Annotated in this window: 17 protein-coding genes and 1 tRNA gene; 10 read left to right on the top strand and 8 right to left on the bottom strand. The window is 62.8% G+C overall.

Going from position 1 to position 17,596, the window contains the following annotated elements; all coding sequences use genetic code 11:
* Positions 1 to 27: 27 nt before the first annotated feature.
* Together msrP and ABFK29_RS03075 are read right to left on the bottom strand one after the other, a co-directional pair.
* A complete protein-coding gene (gene msrP, locus ABFK29_RS03080; RefSeq protein ID WP_005854543.1) occupies positions 28 to 930 on the bottom strand; it encodes a protein-methionine-sulfoxide reductase catalytic subunit MsrP in 903 nt (300 codons plus the stop codon).
* A gap of 157 nt (positions 931 to 1,087) precedes the next feature.
* Complete coding sequence (locus ABFK29_RS03075) at positions 1,088 to 2,653, bottom strand: FMN-binding glutamate synthase family protein (protein ID WP_005854541.1); 1,566 nt, start codon at positions 2,651 to 2,653, stop codon at positions 1,088 to 1,090.
* Between the two features lie 119 nt (positions 2,654 to 2,772).
* Here ABFK29_RS03075 and ABFK29_RS03070 point away from each other — a divergent pair, with 119 nt between their 5' ends.
* Positions 2,773 to 3,228 (top strand): hypothetical protein, encoded by a 456-nt coding sequence (locus ABFK29_RS03070; RefSeq protein ID WP_005854539.1) that lies wholly within the window; start codon positions 2,773 to 2,775, stop codon positions 3,226 to 3,228.
* Between the two features lie 186 nt (positions 3,229 to 3,414).
* Positions 3,415 to 3,903, top strand: a complete 489-nt coding sequence (locus ABFK29_RS03065; RefSeq protein ID WP_005854537.1) for a fasciclin domain-containing protein — start codon at positions 3,415 to 3,417, stop codon at positions 3,901 to 3,903.
* 276 nt (positions 3,904 to 4,179) lie between these two features.
* Here the strand turns inward: ABFK29_RS03065 and ABFK29_RS03060 are convergent, their stop codons facing one another.
* Positions 4,180 to 4,410 (bottom strand): hypothetical protein, encoded by a 231-nt coding sequence (locus tag ABFK29_RS03060; RefSeq protein WP_005854535.1) that lies wholly within the window; start codon positions 4,408 to 4,410, stop codon positions 4,180 to 4,182.
* Between the two features lie 146 nt (positions 4,411 to 4,556).
* On the opposite strand from ABFK29_RS03060, the gene ABFK29_RS03055 reads away from it, so the two are divergent.
* The 4 genes from ABFK29_RS03055 (at position 4,557) to ABFK29_RS03040 (ending at position 6,182) form a co-directional block, all read left to right on the top strand.
* Entirely contained in the window at positions 4,557 to 5,261 is a 705-nt protein-coding gene (locus ABFK29_RS03055) for a M48 family metallopeptidase (protein ID WP_040603963.1), read from the top strand.
* A gap of 94 nt (positions 5,262 to 5,355) precedes the next feature.
* Positions 5,356 to 5,622: a DUF6455 family protein gene (locus tag ABFK29_RS03050; RefSeq protein WP_040603961.1), complete on the top strand. Its 267-nt coding sequence runs from the start codon at positions 5,356 to 5,358 to the stop codon at positions 5,620 to 5,622.
* 3 nt (positions 5,623 to 5,625) lie between these two features.
* Positions 5,626 to 5,961, top strand: coding sequence for a DUF6455 family protein (locus tag ABFK29_RS03045; protein ID WP_083803381.1), 336 nt, complete (start codon positions 5,626 to 5,628; stop codon positions 5,959 to 5,961).
* Positions 5,919 to 6,182: a DUF6455 family protein gene (locus ABFK29_RS03040; protein ID WP_005854529.1), complete on the top strand. Its 264-nt coding sequence runs from the start codon at positions 5,919 to 5,921 to the stop codon at positions 6,180 to 6,182. The genes ABFK29_RS03045 and ABFK29_RS03040 overlap by 43 nt, the downstream gene beginning before the upstream one ends.
* An 89-nt stretch (positions 6,183 to 6,271) precedes the next feature.
* On the opposite strand, the gene ABFK29_RS03035 is transcribed toward ABFK29_RS03040, so the two are convergent.
* A complete protein-coding gene (locus tag ABFK29_RS03035) occupies positions 6,272 to 7,255 on the bottom strand; it encodes a complex I NDUFA9 subunit family protein (protein WP_005854527.1) in 984 nt (327 codons plus the stop codon).
* Positions 7,256 to 7,401: 146 nt separating this feature from the next.
* On the opposite strand from ABFK29_RS03035, the gene ABFK29_RS03030 reads away from it, so the two are divergent.
* Positions 7,402 to 7,488 (top strand) — tRNA-Leu (locus ABFK29_RS03030).
* Positions 7,489 to 7,808: 320 nt separating this feature from the next.
* Here ABFK29_RS03030 and ABFK29_RS03025 read toward each other — a convergent pair.
* The 4 genes from ABFK29_RS03025 to ABFK29_RS03010 form a co-directional block, all read right to left on the bottom strand.
* Positions 7,809 to 8,990 (bottom strand): Gfo/Idh/MocA family protein, encoded by a 1,182-nt coding sequence (locus ABFK29_RS03025; RefSeq protein ID WP_005854525.1) that lies wholly within the window; start codon positions 8,988 to 8,990, stop codon positions 7,809 to 7,811.
* A gap of 458 nt (positions 8,991 to 9,448) precedes the next feature.
* On the bottom strand, positions 9,449 to 11,458 hold the full coding sequence (locus ABFK29_RS03020) for a DNA/RNA non-specific endonuclease (protein WP_005854523.1): 2,010 nt from the start codon (positions 11,456 to 11,458) through the stop codon (positions 9,449 to 9,451).
* 203 nt (positions 11,459 to 11,661) lie between these two features.
* Positions 11,662 to 12,672, bottom strand: a complete 1,011-nt coding sequence (locus ABFK29_RS03015; RefSeq protein ID WP_005854521.1) for a Gfo/Idh/MocA family oxidoreductase — start codon at positions 12,670 to 12,672, stop codon at positions 11,662 to 11,664.
* Positions 12,673 to 12,887: 215 nt separating this feature from the next.
* Complete coding sequence (locus ABFK29_RS03010) at positions 12,888 to 14,108, bottom strand: ROK family transcriptional regulator (protein ID WP_040603959.1); 1,221 nt, start codon at positions 14,106 to 14,108, stop codon at positions 12,888 to 12,890.
* Between the two features lie 282 nt (positions 14,109 to 14,390).
* Here ABFK29_RS03010 and ABFK29_RS03005 point away from each other — a divergent pair, with 282 nt between their 5' ends.
* The 3 genes from ABFK29_RS03005 (at position 14,391) to ABFK29_RS02995 (ending at position 17,428) form a co-directional block, all read left to right on the top strand.
* Positions 14,391 to 15,416, top strand: coding sequence for a sugar ABC transporter substrate-binding protein (locus ABFK29_RS03005; protein ID WP_005854518.1), 1,026 nt, complete (start codon positions 14,391 to 14,393; stop codon positions 15,414 to 15,416).
* 144 nt (positions 15,417 to 15,560) lie between these two features.
* The gene (locus ABFK29_RS03000) at positions 15,561 to 16,631 is read left to right on the top strand and encodes an ABC transporter permease (protein ID WP_005854516.1); all 1,071 of its coding nucleotides are present in this window, start codon (positions 15,561 to 15,563) and stop codon (positions 16,629 to 16,631) included.
* On the top strand, positions 16,628 to 17,428 hold the full coding sequence (locus ABFK29_RS02995; RefSeq protein ID WP_040603957.1) for an ATP-binding cassette domain-containing protein: 801 nt from the start codon (positions 16,628 to 16,630) through the stop codon (positions 17,426 to 17,428). The genes ABFK29_RS03000 and ABFK29_RS02995 overlap by 4 nt, the downstream gene beginning before the upstream one ends.
* Positions 17,429 to 17,596: the final 168 nt, after the last annotated feature.

Genomic DNA, 17,596 nt, shown 5'->3' with positions numbered 1-17,596 from the left:
GATCGTTCGGTGCGCGTGGCGCGGCGGTCAGAAGTTGGCCTTGAGATCCATGCCCTCATAAAGAGAGGCCACTTCGTCATAGCCATTGAACATCAGGGTGGGTTCGCGCCTGGAGAACAGACCGCCCCCGATCTTGCGTTCCGTCGCCTGGCTCCAGCGAGGATGGTCCACCTCGGGGTTCACGTTCGAATAAAAGCCGTACTCGCGCGGGTTCGCCTTGTTCCAGGAGGTCGGCGGCTCTTTGTCAGTCAGGGTAATCCGATCAATCGACTTGATAGACTTGAAGCCGTACTTCCACGGAACGATCAGTCGGATCGGGGCGCCGTTCTGGTTCGGCATCGGTTTTCCGTACAAACCGGTCGCCATGAGGGTAAGCGGGTGCCGCGCCTCGTCCAGCCGCAACCCTTCGACGTAGGGCCAGTCGAGAACCGGATAACGAAGCCCCGGCATCTCATCCGGACGATAGACCGTCTCGAAGGCCACGTACTTCGCTTCGGGCTTCACGCCTACCATCTCCAGCAGATCGGCCAGTTCGAAACCGTTCCACGGCACGACCATCGACCAGGCCTCCACACAGCGGAAACGGTAGACGCGCTCCTCGATGTCCATCTGGCTCACGATGTCGGCCATGGAGTAGTCGCCCGGCTTCTCGACAAGACCACCGATGGTAATGGCCCAAGGGTCCGTGGTCAGCGTGTGCGCGTTCTTCACCGGATCCGTCTTGCCGGTCCCGAATTCGTAGTAGTTGTTGTACGAGGTGATCTCTTCGAAGCTGTTCGGCTCAAGCGCGTCCTGCGCGCGTGCGCCCATCGGCAGGGCCGCGCCCAACCCGGCTGCGCCGAGCGCACCGAACAACTGCCGGCGATTCAGGAACAGGTGTTCGGGCGTGGCGTCTGCCCGGCTCAGGTCATTTGTCCAGCGGCGGCTCATTCTCGGGTCTCCTCGTTTGCTGAAGAGGAAGATAAGCCAACTCCGCTGAATCAAAACAAACGATGTCTCACGTTGGCGCTACGCGCATGAAACAATCGGTGCGCTAGTCAGGAAGGGCCGCCGGGCGACGGATCGGACGGCTCCGGCCCGTGCGCGGTCACTCCGCCGCGTCCTTGACGTCCATCCGACGCAGCGCGTCTTCGAACTGCTTGAATCCACGCGCCCGGGCCATGCCTTCCAGACCAAGGTGCACGGACGGGTGGATTTCGTTCATCTGGACGGAAGAGCCGTCGTCCTTGACCACGCGGACATGGCGACGGCGCATCTGGCGCGGCTCCGCCACACCGACGGAATGGGCGATTGTCTCGACCTCGCTGATGACAGCCTTGGCGTAGGCCGCGACCCGCTTGTCCTTCTCCTCGACCACCAACCCCTTCTGGAGAGAGGGAATGTGCGTGGTGATGCCGGTCGGGCAGGTATTCTTGTTGCACTTGAGCGCCTGGATGCAGCCGAGGGCGAACATGAACCCTCGTCCGGAGACGACAAAGTCCGCCCCCATGCAGATCGCCCAGGCCACGTCGGCCGGCGACACCAGTTTGCCGGCGGCGATGATCCGGATGCGGTCGTGCAGACCGGCCAAGTCGCGCAGGTCCACCATGCGGATCAGCGCGTCGCGCAACGGCAGGCCCACAAGATCGATGAGCGGCATGGGGGCCGCACCTGTACCGCCTTCGCCGCCGTCGACTGCGATGAAATCCGGTGCGCATTCCTCTCCACGTTCCTTGATCTTGCGGAAGAACTCGAACCACGGCTCCGCAGAGCCGATGCACGTCTTGAAGCCGACAGGTTTGCCGGTCACCTCGCGGATGTGACAGATCAGGTCCAGAAGCCCGTCAAAGTCGTCAACTTCGCGGTGCCGGTTCGGAGAGATCGCGTCCAGCCCCATGGGGACGCCGCGGATCGCGGCCACTTCTTCATCGATCTTGGCCGCGGGAAGGATGCCGCCCTTGCCCGGCTTGGCACCCTGACTCAGCTTGATCTCGAACATCTTGATGTTGGGCTTGGCGGCGATCTCTCTCAGTTTGTCGTCGCTGAGGTTCCCGGCATGATCGCGGACGCCGAATTTCGCCGTCCCGATCTGGTAGACCACTTCGCAGCCGCCCTCTTCGTGGTAGGGGGCCAGACCGCCCTCCCCCGTGTTCATCCAGATGCCCGCCATCTTCGCCCCGCGAGAGAGCGCCCGCACCGCCGGTTTCGACAGCGCCCCGTAGCTCATGCCCGAAATGTTGAAGATCGACTTCGCCATGTAAGGTTCGCGGCAGTAGGGCCCGATCTCCATCGGTTCGGTCGAAGCGTACTGGTCGTCGAGCGGAGGGAAAACCGCATTCATGAAAATGGGCGTGCCAGGAATATTCAGGTTGCGCGTGGAGCCGAAGGCCACCGTGTTCGATTTCTTCTCTGCAGCGCGGTAGACCCAGTTTCGTTGCGCACGGTTGAAGGGCATCTCCTCCCGGTCCATGGCAAAGAAGTACTGGCGGAAGAATTCGCCCAGTTCGGTGAAGATCCCCCGGAATCGCCCGATCACCGGATAATTTCTGCGGATCGCGTCGCCGGTCTGCTGGCGGTCGAGGAAGTACATGACGATCACGGCCGCCACGCCAACCCCGATCACGAAGACGAAAAACAGCGCCAGATACTGCAGCGCCAGCATTGCATATTCCATATTCGCCTCCCCGAATGTGTTGATTTGTCTCAACGCGCATATGTCTTATGCTGACTACTCTGACACCATTGCGACACGTTTGGCACCCCCGTCAGCGTGATCAGCATAAGGGAGGATTCATGAAACACCTCATAAGAGCGCTCGCCGTTTCCGCCTGCGCCGCCGTGGCGACAGGTCCGGCGCTGGCGCAAAGCGCCGTCACCTACGATACGGACCAGAGCTTTGACGACGTGATCTTCGGCCTAGAGAACGCGATTCTCGACGCCGGGCTGGTTGTCGACCACGTCTCGCACACGGGCGATATGCTGGAGAGGACGCGCGAAGACGTTGGGTCCGATGTGGTGCTGTTCGAACATGCGGACGTCTACAGCTTCTGCTCGGCGCAGATCAGTCGGGAAGTGATGGAAGACGACCCGATGAACATTCGCTTCTGCCCCTACGACATCTTTGTCATCGTCCGGCCAGAGACCCCCGACACCACCACGATCGGTTTCACCCAGTATCCCGATGGTGCCATGCAGAAGGTACAGGAGATGCTGGATGGCATCGCGCGAGCCGCAATCGGGATAGAGTGATCTTCACGGGCGATCACGCTGCGTCACGACAAATTCACTGGAAACCGGAACGGCGCGCGGCTTAGCGGCGCGCCGCTTTCTATCAAGGGCCGAGGTCGGCAGAATGGCATGATCCGGCGACGCAAACGCCCCGTAGTCCTCCTCGATGCATCACCAAGGCATCGACATCAAACAGGAGGACCCGAAATGATCCGCAAGACCTTTTTCGCAGCCGCTGCCGCCATCGCCCTCGCCGTTCCCGCCTACGCGGGCTCTCACTCCATGTCCAAGGACGTCGTGGATACCGCGACCGAAGCGGGCAGCTTCGAAACCCTGCTTGCCGCCGCGACCGCCGCAGGACTGGTCGACACGCTGAAGGGCGAAGGCCCGTTCACTGTCTTCGCGCCGACCGACGCAGCCTTTGCCGCGTTGCCGGCCGGCACCGTCGACGACCTGTTGAAGCCCGAGAACAAGGACAAGCTCGTCGATATCCTCACCTATCACGTCGTCCCGGGAAAGGTGATGTCGACCGACCTGTCGGATGACATGACAGCAACCACCGTCGAGGGCGGCGACGTCATGATCGACCTGGACAACGGCGTCATGGTGAACGACGCGACCGTGACCCAGGCCGACATCGAGGCATCGAACGGCGTGATCCACGTTATCGACAAGGTAATCATGCCCGGCATGTGATCGGTAGCCGGATCCCGAACAAACGGCCCGCTCGCGCGCGGGCCGTTTCCTTTAGGCACAACCGGCACCGCCACACCGCTCAAAGGCGCGTTCGGCAATGAGCCTGACAACCAAACCTGATTGCTCGCCGGGGGGGGGCACGATGCTGAACGAACCTGCGGAGGATCTCGACGCCACGGCGTTCGTTTTCTGAGGTCCCGCCTACGCGAACGTCACAGCCGCGCCACAGCCGACTCGATTCCTGGAAATCGCCGCCCGGCAGAGACCTGAAAGCCGTCAGCCGTTGCGCCTGTAGATGCCCTCAGGCAGGTTCACCGCCGCGATCAGGTCGTTCATCTGGGTGATGCTGAGCGTCACGGTCATCTCTCTCTCCGTGCGCGGGTCGTATTGTGTGACCGTCACGCATTCCTCGAAACTGGAGATGATGACATCTTCCTGCAGGTGCGTCCCGCCCTCGTCGACGAGGGTCACAACCGTTGCGTCAAAGTCGTGCTCGATGCTGAACATGGCCCAACCGTAGCGCGCCCCAATGACAGAGAAAACCGGAATCGGCGGCTTGGGCGGAAGTCCGTCACGGTTGCGTGGACGGGGTGGCGCCAGGGCCATGGGGCGACTATCCTGCACACCATCACTCAATACGTCCCGGAAGACAGATGTTCAGATTCGCACTCCTGGCCGCGCTGGCCCTTGCTGCCTGCGGTACAGTACCCCTGCCTTCGCCCGTCCCTTCGCCTGTGGGTGCGACGGCGGCGCAATTGCGCGCCAACCAGGCCGCCCGCCAGTTCGTCGAGGTGGTGGACGCGGTCGAACCCGTGGCGGAACAGATGTGCCGAGCCCGAACCTCTGGCCTGAACTGCGACTTCCAGATCGTCGTCGACGACCGCGCCGACCAGCCCCCCAACGCGTTCCAGACAGTCGACCGCTTCGGGCGTCCGATCGTGGCGTTCAACCTCGGCCTCATCAACTCTGTCGAGAATGCAGACGAGCTGGCTTTCGTGATGGGCCACGAGGCAGCGCATCACATTCGCGACCACCTGACCAAGACCCGGGAAAGCGCCACGGTCGGCGCCGTGGTCTTTGCGGGCATTGCCGCCATCAGCGGTGCAGAGGCCGAGGCGATCAAGAACGCCGAACAACTCGGCGCTGCGGTTGGCGCGCGCACATACTCGAAGGAATTCGAGCTTGAGGCGGATCAGCTGGGCACCATCATTTCGGCGCGGGCAGGCTATGACCCGGTGCGCGGCGCAGCCTTCTTCGCGCGCATCCCCGATCCGGGAAACCGCTTCCTCGGTTCGCACCCTCCCAACGCGGCACGCCTGGAAGTCGTGAAACGCACGGCGGCCAGCCTCGGACTCTGACCCGTTTGCCGCGCGTTGACCTGAGTCAAGGCGCTGTGCGTGCAGTCGGCTAAGCTCTCGCCCAACCGATCAGGACAGCGAGGGAGATCCGGAGATGCAAAGCAGGGAAACTTTGAAACGCCACGCCGCGCTGGTGGATCACATGGCGGGCACGCAGGGGCTGGACCTTGAGGAACTGATCCTGCGTGGCAAACTGACCATATCCGAACTTGACGATGCCGTCCTGCGCTGCACGGGCTGCACGCAGCCGGGGTCCTGCGAAAACTGGCTGGCCGCCATGGCGGCGGCGCCGGAAAACGACGCTCCGCCGCCCGCCTATTGCCGAAACACGTCGTTGTTCGCCGAGTTGGCAGGGGGGTGAGTCATGGCTGACGGAACTGCCTATCCACCCGTTCTGGGCGACCAGATTGAACATTACTGGCTGGTTCAACGCATGGCGAAGGCCACCGGTGTCGATCTCGTGAAAGCGATGGATGCCGGGCTATTGACGCAAGAGGATTGGGCTGCAATCGTCACGCGATGTCGCGGATGCCAATGGGCAGAAGGATGCGGTGACTGGCTCGACCAACCGGTCGACGACACACGGCCCTTTCCGAAGCCGTGCCTCAACCGCAGACGTCTGGCCGGCATCGGGGATCATTTGGAGGAGCTTTGCGCATGTCACAGCACCTTGGAGAGCCATCCCGGCACTTCTTCCTGACGCGCAGTGTCGCGCGGGTCATGGGGGTCAGCCTTGGCGAGACCCTTCGGTCTGGGCGACTTGAGCCGGAACGCTATGCCGACATGGTCACGCGTTGCCGGGGTTGCACTCTGGTCGACTCCTGCGAGGATTGGCTTTCGGCGCAAAGTCGGATCAGTGCGACACCGCCGCCGGGTTGCTGCAATGCCTCGGATCTGCACCGCTTGCGGGACCTGCACTAGTACCGCGGCGCCCCGCCAACCACACGAATTGAAGAAAAAAGGGCGGCACCCGGTGCCGCCCTTTCCGAATCCGAAGCCCGGGCTGCGCTTTACTGCATGCGCAGGTTCTTGGCCGATTCCTTGATCGCATCGTATTGGCCCGACGGACGGAACCGCCAGAGATAGTCGGGCAGAACCGCCTCTACCGCCGTCGGCTTGATGCCGAGATCGGCAAAGGTTTTGGCCTCGCCGGATACCACATTGTCGTGATGCAGGGTCTTCACCTGGTCGCGCGTGATCTGCGCCGGGACGAGCCCCAGCGTCAGCTTGTCGACCAGCCCCATCACCGACGCCATGGGAGCGGCGATGAAGAAGGGGATGTTCAGGATCAGCTTGCGGCGGTGGATGACCTTCAGCATGTCCTTCATCAACTCGCGGAAAGTCATGACATCCGGTCCGCCCAGCTCGTAAACGCCCGGCTTTGACTGACCAAGAATACCCATCACGGCAGCCCGCGCGACGTCATCCACGTAGACGGTCTGGAACCTGGTCTCGGCACCGACGAGCGGCAGAACCGGACCGAAACGGGTCATAGTGGCGAACCGGTTAAAGAAATCGTCCTCCGGCCCGAAAATCACGGAAGGCCGCAGGATCACGGCATCGGGCATGTGTTCCAGCACGCCGGCCTCACCCTCACCCTTCGACGAAGCATAGGCGCTGCGGGCCTCCGTATCCGCGCCGATTGCAGAGATGTGCACCATACGGTCGATGCCGCGTTCCTTGGTGATTCGGGCGATACGCGTCGCGCCCTCCGCCTGCACAGCGTCGAAGTTGTTCTTGCCGGAGATGTCGAAGGTGCCCACGCAGTTGACCACCGCGTCCGCCCCTGCCGTTGCGGCGCGCACGCTGTCGTCGTCACGGATATTGCAGAACACCGGTTCGACCTGGCCCACGACGCCGTACGGCTTGACGAACAAAGCCTCGTTCGGACGGCGGACGGCGACGCGCACGCGCCAGCCTTCTTTCGCCATGCGGCGGGCGATGTAGCGGCCGACGAATCCGGAGCCGCCGAAGATGGTGACGAGTTTGGACATGGCCTGTCTCCCTTGCGCCGATATCCCCCGGTTTAAGGGTCCGGGGCGGCGGGAGCAAGGCGCCCGATTGCCGCGCGAAAATTCTTTTCAGCGCCTTGTTGACACCGACGCGCGACAACCGTAAACCCCGCCCTCACCAAGCCCGTGCCCAGATGGCGGAATTGGTAGACGCGCTGGTTTCAGGTACCAGTGACTTAACGGTCGTGGAGGTTCGAGTCCTCTTCTGGGCACCATAGAAAGCCGCCGAGAGTAAGCTCTTGGCGGCTTTTTTTGCATTCTGGCAACATTGCGCGTGCGGCTCTGTCGGCTCCACCAAACTGCGACACGTGACCGTGTCTCATGGCATCGAACGACATTTGGCGGCTCCGTCGCAAAGATGCAGCCATGTTGCGAATCTGATCGGATTGCACACCGCAAACGCTCGGGCTCCAGGCCTCCTAAAACACGCGCATGCCCCGCTGATCGCCATTCCCATCACCGGCAATGCCGCGAGCTCCATGGGAACCTCGCTGACTTTCTGCAATCGCGACCTCGGCCTGGAACGCCATGCGCGTCACCCAGACGAGTCGCCTGCCGGGTCGCGAAACATCGGCGGGCGGGCATCTTTCCATGCGCCTTCCGACTTGCCGCTTTCGGCGACGGCCACGACCGCCGCCATGGACCGCAGCCCGTCTTCCGCGCGAGGAAAGAGATTCGCGGCTGGATCGATTTCCCTGTTCTCTTTCTGCGCCCGGATCGCCTCGGCCAGATCCTTGTAGATATTGGCGAAAGCCAGCGGCATCCCTTCCGCATGGCCGATGGTGACGCGGGTTGTGCGGTCTGCTTCGGGCGACAGCCCCGTCTCGCCGCGCTCGATGACCTGCAGGCGTCCGCCGAGGGGCATCCAGTAAAGCTGGTTGGGTTGCTCCTGCGACCAGCGAAGTCCGCCCTTTTCGCCGAAAACCTGGAGCGTCAACCCGTGTTGACGACCGATGGCGACAGACGACGTCCAGAGTCGGCCCACCGCGCCACGGTCGAAGCGCAGGTTCACCATGGCGTCGTCTTCCAGCACCCGGGAACCGATGCACGAGACGGTGTCGGCCGACAGCCGCTCCGCCTCCTGGCCGATCACGAAACTGGCCATGTGAAGCGCATGGATACCGCAGTCGGCGAATTGGGCCGAGATACCGGCCTGCGCCGGATCGTAACGCCAGCGAACGCGCGGATTGTCCGCGTCCGCAGCGTCCGCATGGTGACCATGGGCGAATTCCGCCTTTACCAGCCGGACGGCCCCGAGGTCGCCGCGTGCCACCATGGCCCGCATGTGCCGCACCAGAGAATACCCCGTGTAACCGTAGTTCACCGCGCAGATCCGGCCCGAAGCGCGGGCGATGCGAACGATCTCTTCGCCTTCCTCAACAGTCATCGTCATCGGTTTTTCGCACAAGACGTGGAAACCGTGTTCGAGGAACGCCTTGGTGATCTCGAAATGGGTGGCGTTTGGAGTGGCGACCGTCACGAGATCGACGCGGTCATCACGTGCCTGCTCGCCCGCCAGCATCTCCTGCCAGTCGCCGTAGGCGCGATGCGCCGCGAGGCCAAGCCGTTGGCCATATGCACGACCTGCGTCCGGGCGGTGATCCAGCGCACCCGCGCTGAAGGTAAACAGCCCGTCCAGCCCTGCACCCAACCTGTGCGCCGGACCGATCTGGCTGCCTTCGCCGCCACCGATCAGTCCCCAAGCGAGCTTGCCCATCTCTTGCCTCCCGTAGCCCCATCAACGCCGATCCGGCGGTCAACCATTTCCGGTTGGCGATGTCCCCGGACGCGCCATTCTCAATCCCGACTGGACCGTTTCTTCACACTGTCGCATCATGCAATGATCGGCGTGTCCGACCAGAGCGATACGTGTCACGACGAGCACGGCCGAGGCCAACCGGTCAAGAACTATCCTACGCCCCCCCTGCGATACCCAGCGCATGACGTCGGTTGCCTTCAGGGCGCCGCCCTGGAACGACACCAATCGACACCGAGATGGCGAGGCATGGCCGCCTGTGTCACCACACCCGCATTTACGATTGCGTTCATCAGGGCGGGCAAGCGCCTTGTCCGACACACAATCGGCTGACCGGATCGCCTTGGAACAACCGTCCCCAGACCGGAAGCTGGCCAACAACAACGATGCCCATGTCGCATAAACCCGATAGAAAACTGTTAGAACCACCGGATCTGCGTGCCGGTCAGAAGCGGCACCGTGACCGGGCCGGTGCCAAGCGATTCCTGCTGGCCCAGCGGATCGATCTCGGCCAGACCGCCGAAGTGCAGGCCGGTTTCGGCCTCGATGGAACGTATGGACACCTGCGCCGCTTCGTTCGTGTGACTGGACTGGAAGACCCCAAAGACGAACTCGTCCTGACGCGGCAGGTTCGCCGTCTGGTCCATGCGGTAGCCGGTGGCCGAGAGGTGCCCGGTCCGTTCGTGGACAAACGCGATGATCTTCCAGAAGGCCACCGGCACCTGAACGCCGAAGAACACAGGGTCGTCGTCCTTCAGTACCGGGCCGGTGTAGACGCAGATGCGCATGTCGTCGTCGATGGCGTTCCTCAGTGCGTGGTCTTCCAACTCGAGCCAGATCGGCGCGTTGAAGGACTGCATCTGCGGCGTGGCGTTGGTGACATGCATCGAATCCTCGTTGCCCAGACGCGCTTCGGCGGCGTTGCCCCAGCCGGGATCGTTGCGCCGTGTCATGTGCCCGCGCGAGAATTTGGGCGGGTTGCCGTAGCACTCCTTCTTGATCTGGAACCGCTTTTCGATGCGGCCATCGTATTTCCAGCCGACGCGGCGGGCAGCCTTGGGCTCCGCGCCGTTGATGTTAACCGCCGACCATAGGCAAAGACGTCGGGCCGCATTCATTGCGACGGAAAAGTGCTGATACTTCAGGACCGTTTCGTCCTGCCCGTCGAAGTCGAATCGCAACAGGTCGGTCTCGTCTATCAGCTGCGGCAGGGGGCAGAGCAAACCTCCATCCCCGATGAAATCCGGCCGGAAGCCCCGCCTGTCGCGATAGCTTTCGGCAGGGGCCTCTGTGTTGTCGAGAAGGTCATCGTCCGATTGTATGAAGGGTGCTACAGGCCGCGTCTGAACGCTGACGGCGGGGGCGGGATCGCCCAAAGTCACGGTGATGGTCAGAGGAATCGTCGTCGTGACGGACGTGCGCGGCGCTTCGGGAGGTGCGGCGGACGGCGCAGGCCGAACCGGTCGGATGCCGGTGGTGACCTGCCGCAGCGCCTTTGCCACGACGTCGCTGCGCACGGCGTAGTTGGTCCGCATGAAGGCGCCGGAATAATGCAGCCCCAGCGCCAAGCCGCTGTCGAGGTCGATGACGGCAGAGCCCGAGTTGCCGCCAAGCGTCGTGCAGTCGTGGTAAAGGCGGCTGTCCTCAAGGAAGGTGACCGCGCCGGGCGCGAGGCGTTTGTGGTTGTATCGCGCGCCGAAAATGTCCTCCATCAGGGTGAAGTCCGGGGTACGGCTGTCGAAGGCGGGATAGCCGATAACGGCGGCATTGTTGGTCAGGGCCGCCTCTTCGGCCAAGGGAACCGGCATGGCAAGACGGTGATCGCCAGAAGCCCGTTCAACCCGGAAAAAGGCAATGTCGGGACCGGGGGCCGGCGTGATATCCAGCACCTGCGTCAGACGGAAGACGCGGGTGTCGGGGTTGTCGAACTCGGAAAGGAAATCGACGTCTGCACGGATCGGGCGGCCACCGGACTGAGTGAACGTGAAACCATCGCCACCCGCCTGCGCGAACTCCTGCGCGACGTGCCGGTTGGTGACGACGATGTGCTCGGCAACGAGCCAGCCTGTTCCCACCCATGACAAGGGGGCGTTGTGCAGGTTTATTCGACCGACGGCACGGATGACAGGGTCCAGCGCTTCCGCCGCCGCCGAGAGGCGCGCCTTCCACACGTCGCTTTCCGCCTCAGACGCGAACTCCAGCACCGCCGCGTTTTCGCGCACGTCCAGCACTGGGCGGTTACGACGCAAGATTATGCTTTCCTTTAGAAATATCCCGTCGAGGTCTGCGGCGCCGCGCGTGCCTGTCAGACCGACGGTGACGTCCAAAGCCTCTTCGGCGAGTTCGGGATCGCTGGCCACGATCTGGCGGTTGAAGGCTGTCAGACGCTGAAGGCTGTCGCGCGCCACGCGCTTTGGGGACTGCGCCATGGGGAACTCCGGGAAATGAGTTTGTGCAAAATGAAAGGTCGCTCACTCATAAGGCGAGACCAGACTCTTCAAATCAAGCCTGGTTTCCCGAAAACGTCACGACGTAGGGGACAGAGCTGCGCCGCTGATCGTACTTTCGCGCGTGCCGTTCAGTCCCACCCGATCTGTCTAGGCCAAGTAGTGGCCAGCCGATGTCGCAGCATTCACCGCGGCGCATAAAACGACGGTCTTTCGACAAGTGCGATGTCCTTGCGGATGCCTTCCGCCAGCGCCGCCACGCCGGTTTCCGCTATCACCGAAGCTACATAGCCATCCCAAGCGGTGGCCGCCCGTTCGGGGTACTCGCCGCCCTTGACCCATTTCAGGAAGGCCTTGTTCTGCTGCCGGTACGCCTCTGCGTAACGGTCCCGCCAGTCGGGGTCGTGCGCCTGCGATTTGATCGCGTCCTTGTCCGTCCGCGTGTATGTGACGTGGTTCGTGGCGATCGAGCCGCTTTCGCCCACCAGTTCTGCCTTCACGTCGTAGCCATAGGCCGCGTTGTTGTTCACCTCGACGGTCACGATCTGGTCGTCGGCTGTCTGGATGATCATCACCACCGGCGCCACCTTGTCGTCGGACCGCTTCGGCTGGCTCGCGGTGATGGTTACGGCCTCCGATTCAAGCATGTAGCGCAGGATATCGAATTCGTGCGGCGCCGAGTTCGTGATCGCCATGGCCCCGGTGAAATCGGCAGACGGCGTGGATCCGTTGCGGTGCCAGTTGTGCATCATCAAGGGGCGGCCGATATCCCCTCCGGTCAGCGCAGCGCGCATCTGGATGTACGCCGGGTCGTAGCGGCGCATGAACCCAACCATGATGTGTCGTTCGCCCGAGGCCTCTTCAGCCTTCATGACCTTCAGGCATTCGGCTGAGGACTGTGACAAAGGCTTCTCGCACATTGTCTTCTTGCCGGCCCGGATACAGGCGAGGCTGAGCGGCGCGTGGGTAAAATCTGGCGACGCGATGATGACCGCGTCCACGTCCTCACGCGAGACGACATCTTCGGGATCGGTCGCGATGTGCCGGGCACCGAGGGCCTCCCCCACCTTGCGGGCGCGGGCGTCGTCCTTGTCGCAAAGCACCTGAAGCGTTGCACCTGGGAGGTCTTCGGCGACGATGCGGGCGTGGTCGGCGCCCATGATCCCGGCACCGATGACGGCAATGCGGATGGCCATGTCTGTCTCTCTGCAACAATAACGATGGGGCAAGCGTGTCGCGAAGTTGGTCGTGACGGAAGCCTGCGCCGCACTTTGGTCTCAAAATCTATCAGACTGCGGCGCACCGCTTGAGGGTTGTTTCACTGTCCGCCATCTTGGCAACGGCGGGTCGATACCGGCAAGCGCCGCGTCATCGCACAGCCCAGAACAACGCCGTACGGACCAACCTGACTTCAGGCTTTCAGGAAGGCATTGCGGTCGACAAGGAAGCGGTCGGACAAGGGAAGACTGGCAGCCCCCAGGGCGCGCGCGTCGTGACCGATGGTGCCGGGCCTGATCTCGGGCACGTCAATCCCTGCCACGCCGATCTCTTCGAGCCGCTCCCGAGTCCGCTGAACGATCCTGGACCTCACGGCTTCGGGCAGCCATCCGTCAATCATCACCGCCTCGAAATCGATGAGGCAGGTGGCGGAGAGGATGGCATAGGCAAGTCCGTCAACGGCCCTCTGCATCCACGGTTCCAGAACCTGCTCGTCCAGTTGCCAGGCCTGTGGCGTCGACCAGATCATCTCCGACTGCCCGCCTGCGGCGATCACCATTTGTTCAAGCGTGATGAGCGACGCGACATCGACCAACTGGCGCACCTTCGCCCCCTCGATCCCGATCGGAATGGAGCCCAGAGCTGCGGCGTTGCCGGTGCGACCGGTGTAAAGCGTGTTGTCCAGCACCATGCCACCGCCGACGAAGAAGCCGATAAAGAAGTAAAGGAAATCACGCGGCCGGTTCTTGTCCCCGAAGACGAGCTCCGCCCCGCAGGCGGCCGAAGCGTCGTTGCGCAAATAGACGGGAAAGTCCCAGCGGTCGGCGATATCGGCGGCAATGTCACGGTCCTGCCAGTCGGCCATGTCCTCCTGCGCCACCCCAAGCGGCTGAGCCCAGTCATGCAACCGGAAAGGAATCGCGATGCCCAGACCGGCCACGCGGGCGCGCTGCGTTGCAGAGAGCTTGCCCAGCAGGATCTCAATCGATTCGTTTGCAAAAGCGATCACATTGTCGGGGTCGGGATAGCGGTGAGTGACGCTGACCCTCCCTTCGACATGTCCGCGAAAATCGGTCAGGATCAGGTCGAGGCTGCGCCGTCCGACCTTGAGACCCAGAAAGTACGCGCCATCCCCTGCAAGGTTCATCGGAACCGAAGGCTGACCGACCTTGCCGCGCACAGGCTCCCCTTTCTTGAGGAGGCCATCCGCTTCAAGTCCACGCATGATGACAGAAACGGTCTGCGCGGACAGACCGGTCAGGCGCGCGATCTCCGCCTTGGCGAGCGGGCCGACCTGACGGATCAGCGTCAGGACCAGCCGTTCGTTGTGCGCCCGCACCCCGGATTGGTTGGAGCCGCGCGCACCGTCCAGAACAACCGGGGCAGCCTCCCCTCCCTGAACACTTTCCTTCATGATGCCATCGACCTTTTGTGCTATCCTCCCGTCAGGGCGCCCTTGCTGCACTGTAGCAGCTAATGCCGCGTCGCGGCAGGATTTTTTCGACGTTCCGGCGCCTTGACCCACAATCCAAATCTTGCCCGCCAGCGTGCGCCTGTCAATAATAAATACATCTGATTTATTTATTGTTGACAGCTTGGCGTCGAATCTGTTCAAGTCGGGACAGAGAGCCGGAACACCGGTTTCTGGGCCACATCGTGTCGCGCGCCGGCCCCGCGACGATCTGGGAGGATACACATGAAAAAGCTTCTGACAGGCACCGCCCTGGCACTGGCAGCATTCGCCACCGGCGCCGCAGCGGAAAGCCACGGCATGGCGACCAGCGCTTGCCTGATCACCAAGACGGACACTAACCCGTTCTTCGTGAAGATGAAGGAAGGCGCGACCGCCAAGGCCGAAGAGCTTGGCATCGAGTTGAAGAGCTTCGCCGGCAAGGTGGACGGCGACCACGAAACGCAGGTCCAGGCCATCGAGACCTGCATCGCGGACGGTGCCAAGGGCATCCTGCTGACCGCATCCGACACCTCTTCCATCGTCCCCGCCGTGCAGCAGGCGCGTGACGCTGGCATCCTGGTGATCGCTCTCGACACCCCGCTGAACCCGATCGACTCGGCCGACGCGACCTTTGCCACCGACAACTTCCTTGCCGGGGAACTGATCGGCAAGTGGGCCGCCGCCAAGCTGGGCGATGAGGCCGCAAACGCCAAGATCGCCATGCTCGACCTCGGTGTATCTCAACCGACCGTGGGCGTCTTGCGCGACCAAGGCTTCCTTCAGGGCTTCGGCATCGACCTTGGCGACCCGAACAAGTGGGGCGACGAGGAAGACGAGCGCATCGTCGGAAACGACGTGACCGCGGGCAACGAGGAAGGCGGTCGCAAGGCCATGGAGAACCTGCTCGCCAAGGACCCGATGATCAACGTCGTCTACACCATCAACGAGCCCGCCGCCGCAGGTGCCTACGAGGCGCTGAAGTCGATCGGCCGTGAGAACGACGTGCTGATCGTGTCCGTCGACGGCGGTTGCCCCGGTGTGCAGAACGTGGCGGACGGCGTGATCGGCGCGACGTCGCAGCAGTACCCGCTCCTGATGGCCTCGAAAGGGATCGAGGCGATTGCAGCATGGGCCAAGGACGGCGTGAAACCGCAGCCGACCGAAGGCAAGGACTTCTTCGATACCGGCGTCTCTCTGGTCACCGATGAGCCCGTCGATGGGGTCGAGTCGATCTCTGTCGCCGAAGGCACCGAGCGCTGCTGGGGCTGATCCTTCGGCTAAAGCGCTGCGGCGCATGAAAAAACCCGGAGGGGCGACCTGCGCCCCTTCACCATGGACGCGCGCGATGCCTCGGGTTTAGGCTGAAGGCAGGCGCGCACCAAAGACGCAGCCACATATCAGGGAGGAGCCCCCATGTCCGAGACTGCCTCGAAAGGGCAGGACTACGAGTCGTCGTTGTCGCGCGCCACCAGTTCGGTCGCGGAATTCGAACGACGCAAAGGTCTTGTGCCGAAGATCCGGGGGGCGTTGCATTCCACGCCCGCCCTGGTTCCGCTCATCGTTCTCGTGCTGTCGATCGTCGTGTTCGGCATATTGCTTGGGTCGAAGTTCTTCTCGCCATTCGCGTTGACGCTGATCCTCCAGCAGGTGCAGATCGTCGGCATCGTGGCGGCAGCCCAGTCGCTTGTCATCCTGACGGCTGGCATCGACCTGTCCGTCGGCGCGATCATGGTGCTGTCGTCCGTCGTGATGGGCCAGTTCACTTTCCGCTATGGCATCCCGGCACCGGTCTCCATCCTGTGCGGTCTCGCGTGCGGGACGCTCATGGGCTTCATCAACGGCTGGCTGGTGGCCAAGGTCAAGCTTCCGCCGTTCATCGTCACGCTGGGGATGTGGCAGATCGTTCTGGCGACCAACTTCCTCTATTCCGCGAACGAGACGATCCGCGCGCAGGAGATCGAGGCGCAGGCGCCCCTGCTCCAGTTTTTCGGCACGGTGATCGCGCTTGGCGGCGCCCGCCTGACCTACGGCGCGATCTTCATGCTGCTGCTTTTCTTGTTCCTCGCTTACATGCTGAACCAGACCGCCTGGGGCCGACACGTCTACGCCGTGGGGGACGACAAGGAGTCGGCGGAACTCTCGGGCATCGAGGCCAACAAGGTCCTGATCTCCGTCTACATGGCCTCCGGGCTGATCTGCGCCTTTGCCGGCTGGGCCCTGGTCGGGCGGATCGGATCGGTGTCTCCGACATCCGGCCAGCTTGCCAACATCGAATCCATCACCGCCGTGGTGATCGGGGGCATCTCGCTCTTCGGCGGACGCGGTGCGGTCATGGGCTCGCTCTTCGGGGCGCTGATCGTGGGCGTGTTCACCCTCGGGCTGAGGCTGCTCGGTGCGGACGCACAATGGACGTACCTCCTCATCGGCGTGCTTATCATCGGGGCCGTCGCAGTGGACCAGTGGATCAGGAAGGCATCGGCATGACCATTCAGCCAGTCGTTCAAGGCCGGAACATCGTGAAACACTACGGCCACGTCACCGCAATCGATCATGCGGATTTCGATCTCTTCCCCGGTGAAGTGCTGGCGGTGATCGGGGACAACGGCGCAGGGAAGTCCTCCATCGTGAAGGCGATCTGCGGCGCGGTCCAGCCCGACGAGGGCGAGATCAAGATCGAAGGAAAGCCGGTCCGCTTCCACTCTCCTCTGGACGCACGGGACATGGGGATCGAGATCGTCTACCAGCAACTCGCGTTGTCCCCGGCGTTGTCCATCGCGGACAACATGTTCGCCGGGCGGGAACTGCGGAAACCGGGTTTCATGGGGACGGTCTTCCGTCAACTCGACAAGAAGAGGATGGAGGAGTTTGCCCGCCAGAAGCTGACCGACCTCGGCCTGATGACCGTGCAGTCGATCAACCAGGCGGTCGAGACGCTCTCGGGCGGACAGCGTCAGGGTGTCGCCGTCGCGCGCGCCGCAGCTTTCGCAAAGAAGTTCATCATCATGGACGAACCGACTGCGGCTCTGGGTGTGAAGGAAAGCCGCCGCGTGCTGGAGCTGATCCAGGACGTGCGCGCGAAGGGCATCCCGATCATTCTGATCTCCCACAACATGCCGCACGTCTTCGAGGTGGCCGACCGCGTGCACATCCACCGGCTGGGCAAACGGCACGCCGTGGTCGACCCGAAGAAGATTTCCATGTCGGACGCGGTCGCCATCATGACCGGCGCCATGGAACCGCCGCCAGTCGAAGAACAGCAGCTTACCCCCAAGGCTGCATGAGAAACAGGCGCCCGCGCACCGGCGGGCGCCGCACACACGCTGAGACGGTCAGGAGGCTTGCCAATAACTCGGGCATCCGCCAGTTGTTAGCGGTATCGGAATATTAGGCTGACTTGCCGGGCAGCCACGCTAGTGTTGAATGAAGCAATGAACCCCCGCCGAGGACCC

The sequence above is a fragment of the Sagittula stellata E-37 genome, assembly GCF_039724765.1.
Classification (GTDB): Bacteria; Pseudomonadota; Alphaproteobacteria; order Rhodobacterales; family Rhodobacteraceae; genus Sagittula; species Sagittula stellata.
Note: the sequence above shows the minus strand (reverse complement) of the source record. Positions and strands in the feature narration are given on the sequence as shown.

What these genes read in the sequence shown, in the direction of transcription:
- ABFK29_RS03060 (WP_005854535.1), bottom strand. Translation starts at nt 4,410, where the DNA reads ATGTTCAGCATCGAGCACGACTTTGACGCAACGGTTGTGACCCTCGTC.
- ABFK29_RS03005 (WP_005854518.1), top strand. Translation starts at nt 14,391, where the DNA reads ATGAAAAAGCTTCTGACAGGCACCGCCCTGGCACTGGCAGCATTCGCC.
- ABFK29_RS03010 (WP_040603959.1), bottom strand. Translation starts at nt 14,108, where the DNA reads ATGAAGGAAAGTGTTCAGGGAGGGGAGGCTGCCCCGGTTGTTCTGGAC.
- ABFK29_RS03040 (WP_005854529.1), top strand. Translation starts at nt 5,919, where the DNA reads ATGTCACAGCACCTTGGAGAGCCATCCCGGCACTTCTTCCTGACGCGC.
- ABFK29_RS02995 (WP_040603957.1), top strand. Translation starts at nt 16,628, where the DNA reads ATGACCATTCAGCCAGTCGTTCAAGGCCGGAACATCGTGAAACACTAC.
- ABFK29_RS03075 (WP_005854541.1), bottom strand. Translation starts at nt 2,653, where the DNA reads ATGGAATATGCAATGCTGGCGCTGCAGTATCTGGCGCTGTTTTTCGTC.
- ABFK29_RS03055 (WP_040603963.1), top strand. Translation starts at nt 4,557, where the DNA reads ATGTTCAGATTCGCACTCCTGGCCGCGCTGGCCCTTGCTGCCTGCGGT.
- ABFK29_RS03015 (WP_005854521.1), bottom strand. Translation starts at nt 12,672, where the DNA reads ATGGCCATCCGCATTGCCGTCATCGGTGCCGGGATCATGGGCGCCGAC.
- msrP (WP_005854543.1), bottom strand. Translation starts at nt 930, where the DNA reads ATGAGCCGCCGCTGGACAAATGACCTGAGCCGGGCAGACGCCACGCCC.
- ABFK29_RS03025 (WP_005854525.1), bottom strand. Translation starts at nt 8,990, where the DNA reads ATGGGCAAGCTCGCTTGGGGACTGATCGGTGGCGGCGAAGGCAGCCAG.
- ABFK29_RS03000 (WP_005854516.1), top strand. Translation starts at nt 15,561, where the DNA reads ATGTCCGAGACTGCCTCGAAAGGGCAGGACTACGAGTCGTCGTTGTCG.
- ABFK29_RS03020 (WP_005854523.1), bottom strand. Translation starts at nt 11,458, where the DNA reads ATGGCGCAGTCCCCAAAGCGCGTGGCGCGCGACAGCCTTCAGCGTCTG.
- ABFK29_RS03070 (WP_005854539.1), top strand. Translation starts at nt 2,773, where the DNA reads ATGAAACACCTCATAAGAGCGCTCGCCGTTTCCGCCTGCGCCGCCGTG.
- ABFK29_RS03050 (WP_040603961.1), top strand. Translation starts at nt 5,356, where the DNA reads ATGCAAAGCAGGGAAACTTTGAAACGCCACGCCGCGCTGGTGGATCAC.
- ABFK29_RS03045 (WP_083803381.1), top strand. Translation starts at nt 5,626, where the DNA reads ATGGCTGACGGAACTGCCTATCCACCCGTTCTGGGCGACCAGATTGAA.
- ABFK29_RS03065 (WP_005854537.1), top strand. Translation starts at nt 3,415, where the DNA reads ATGATCCGCAAGACCTTTTTCGCAGCCGCTGCCGCCATCGCCCTCGCC.
- ABFK29_RS03035 (WP_005854527.1), bottom strand. Translation starts at nt 7,255, where the DNA reads ATGTCCAAACTCGTCACCATCTTCGGCGGCTCCGGATTCGTCGGCCGC.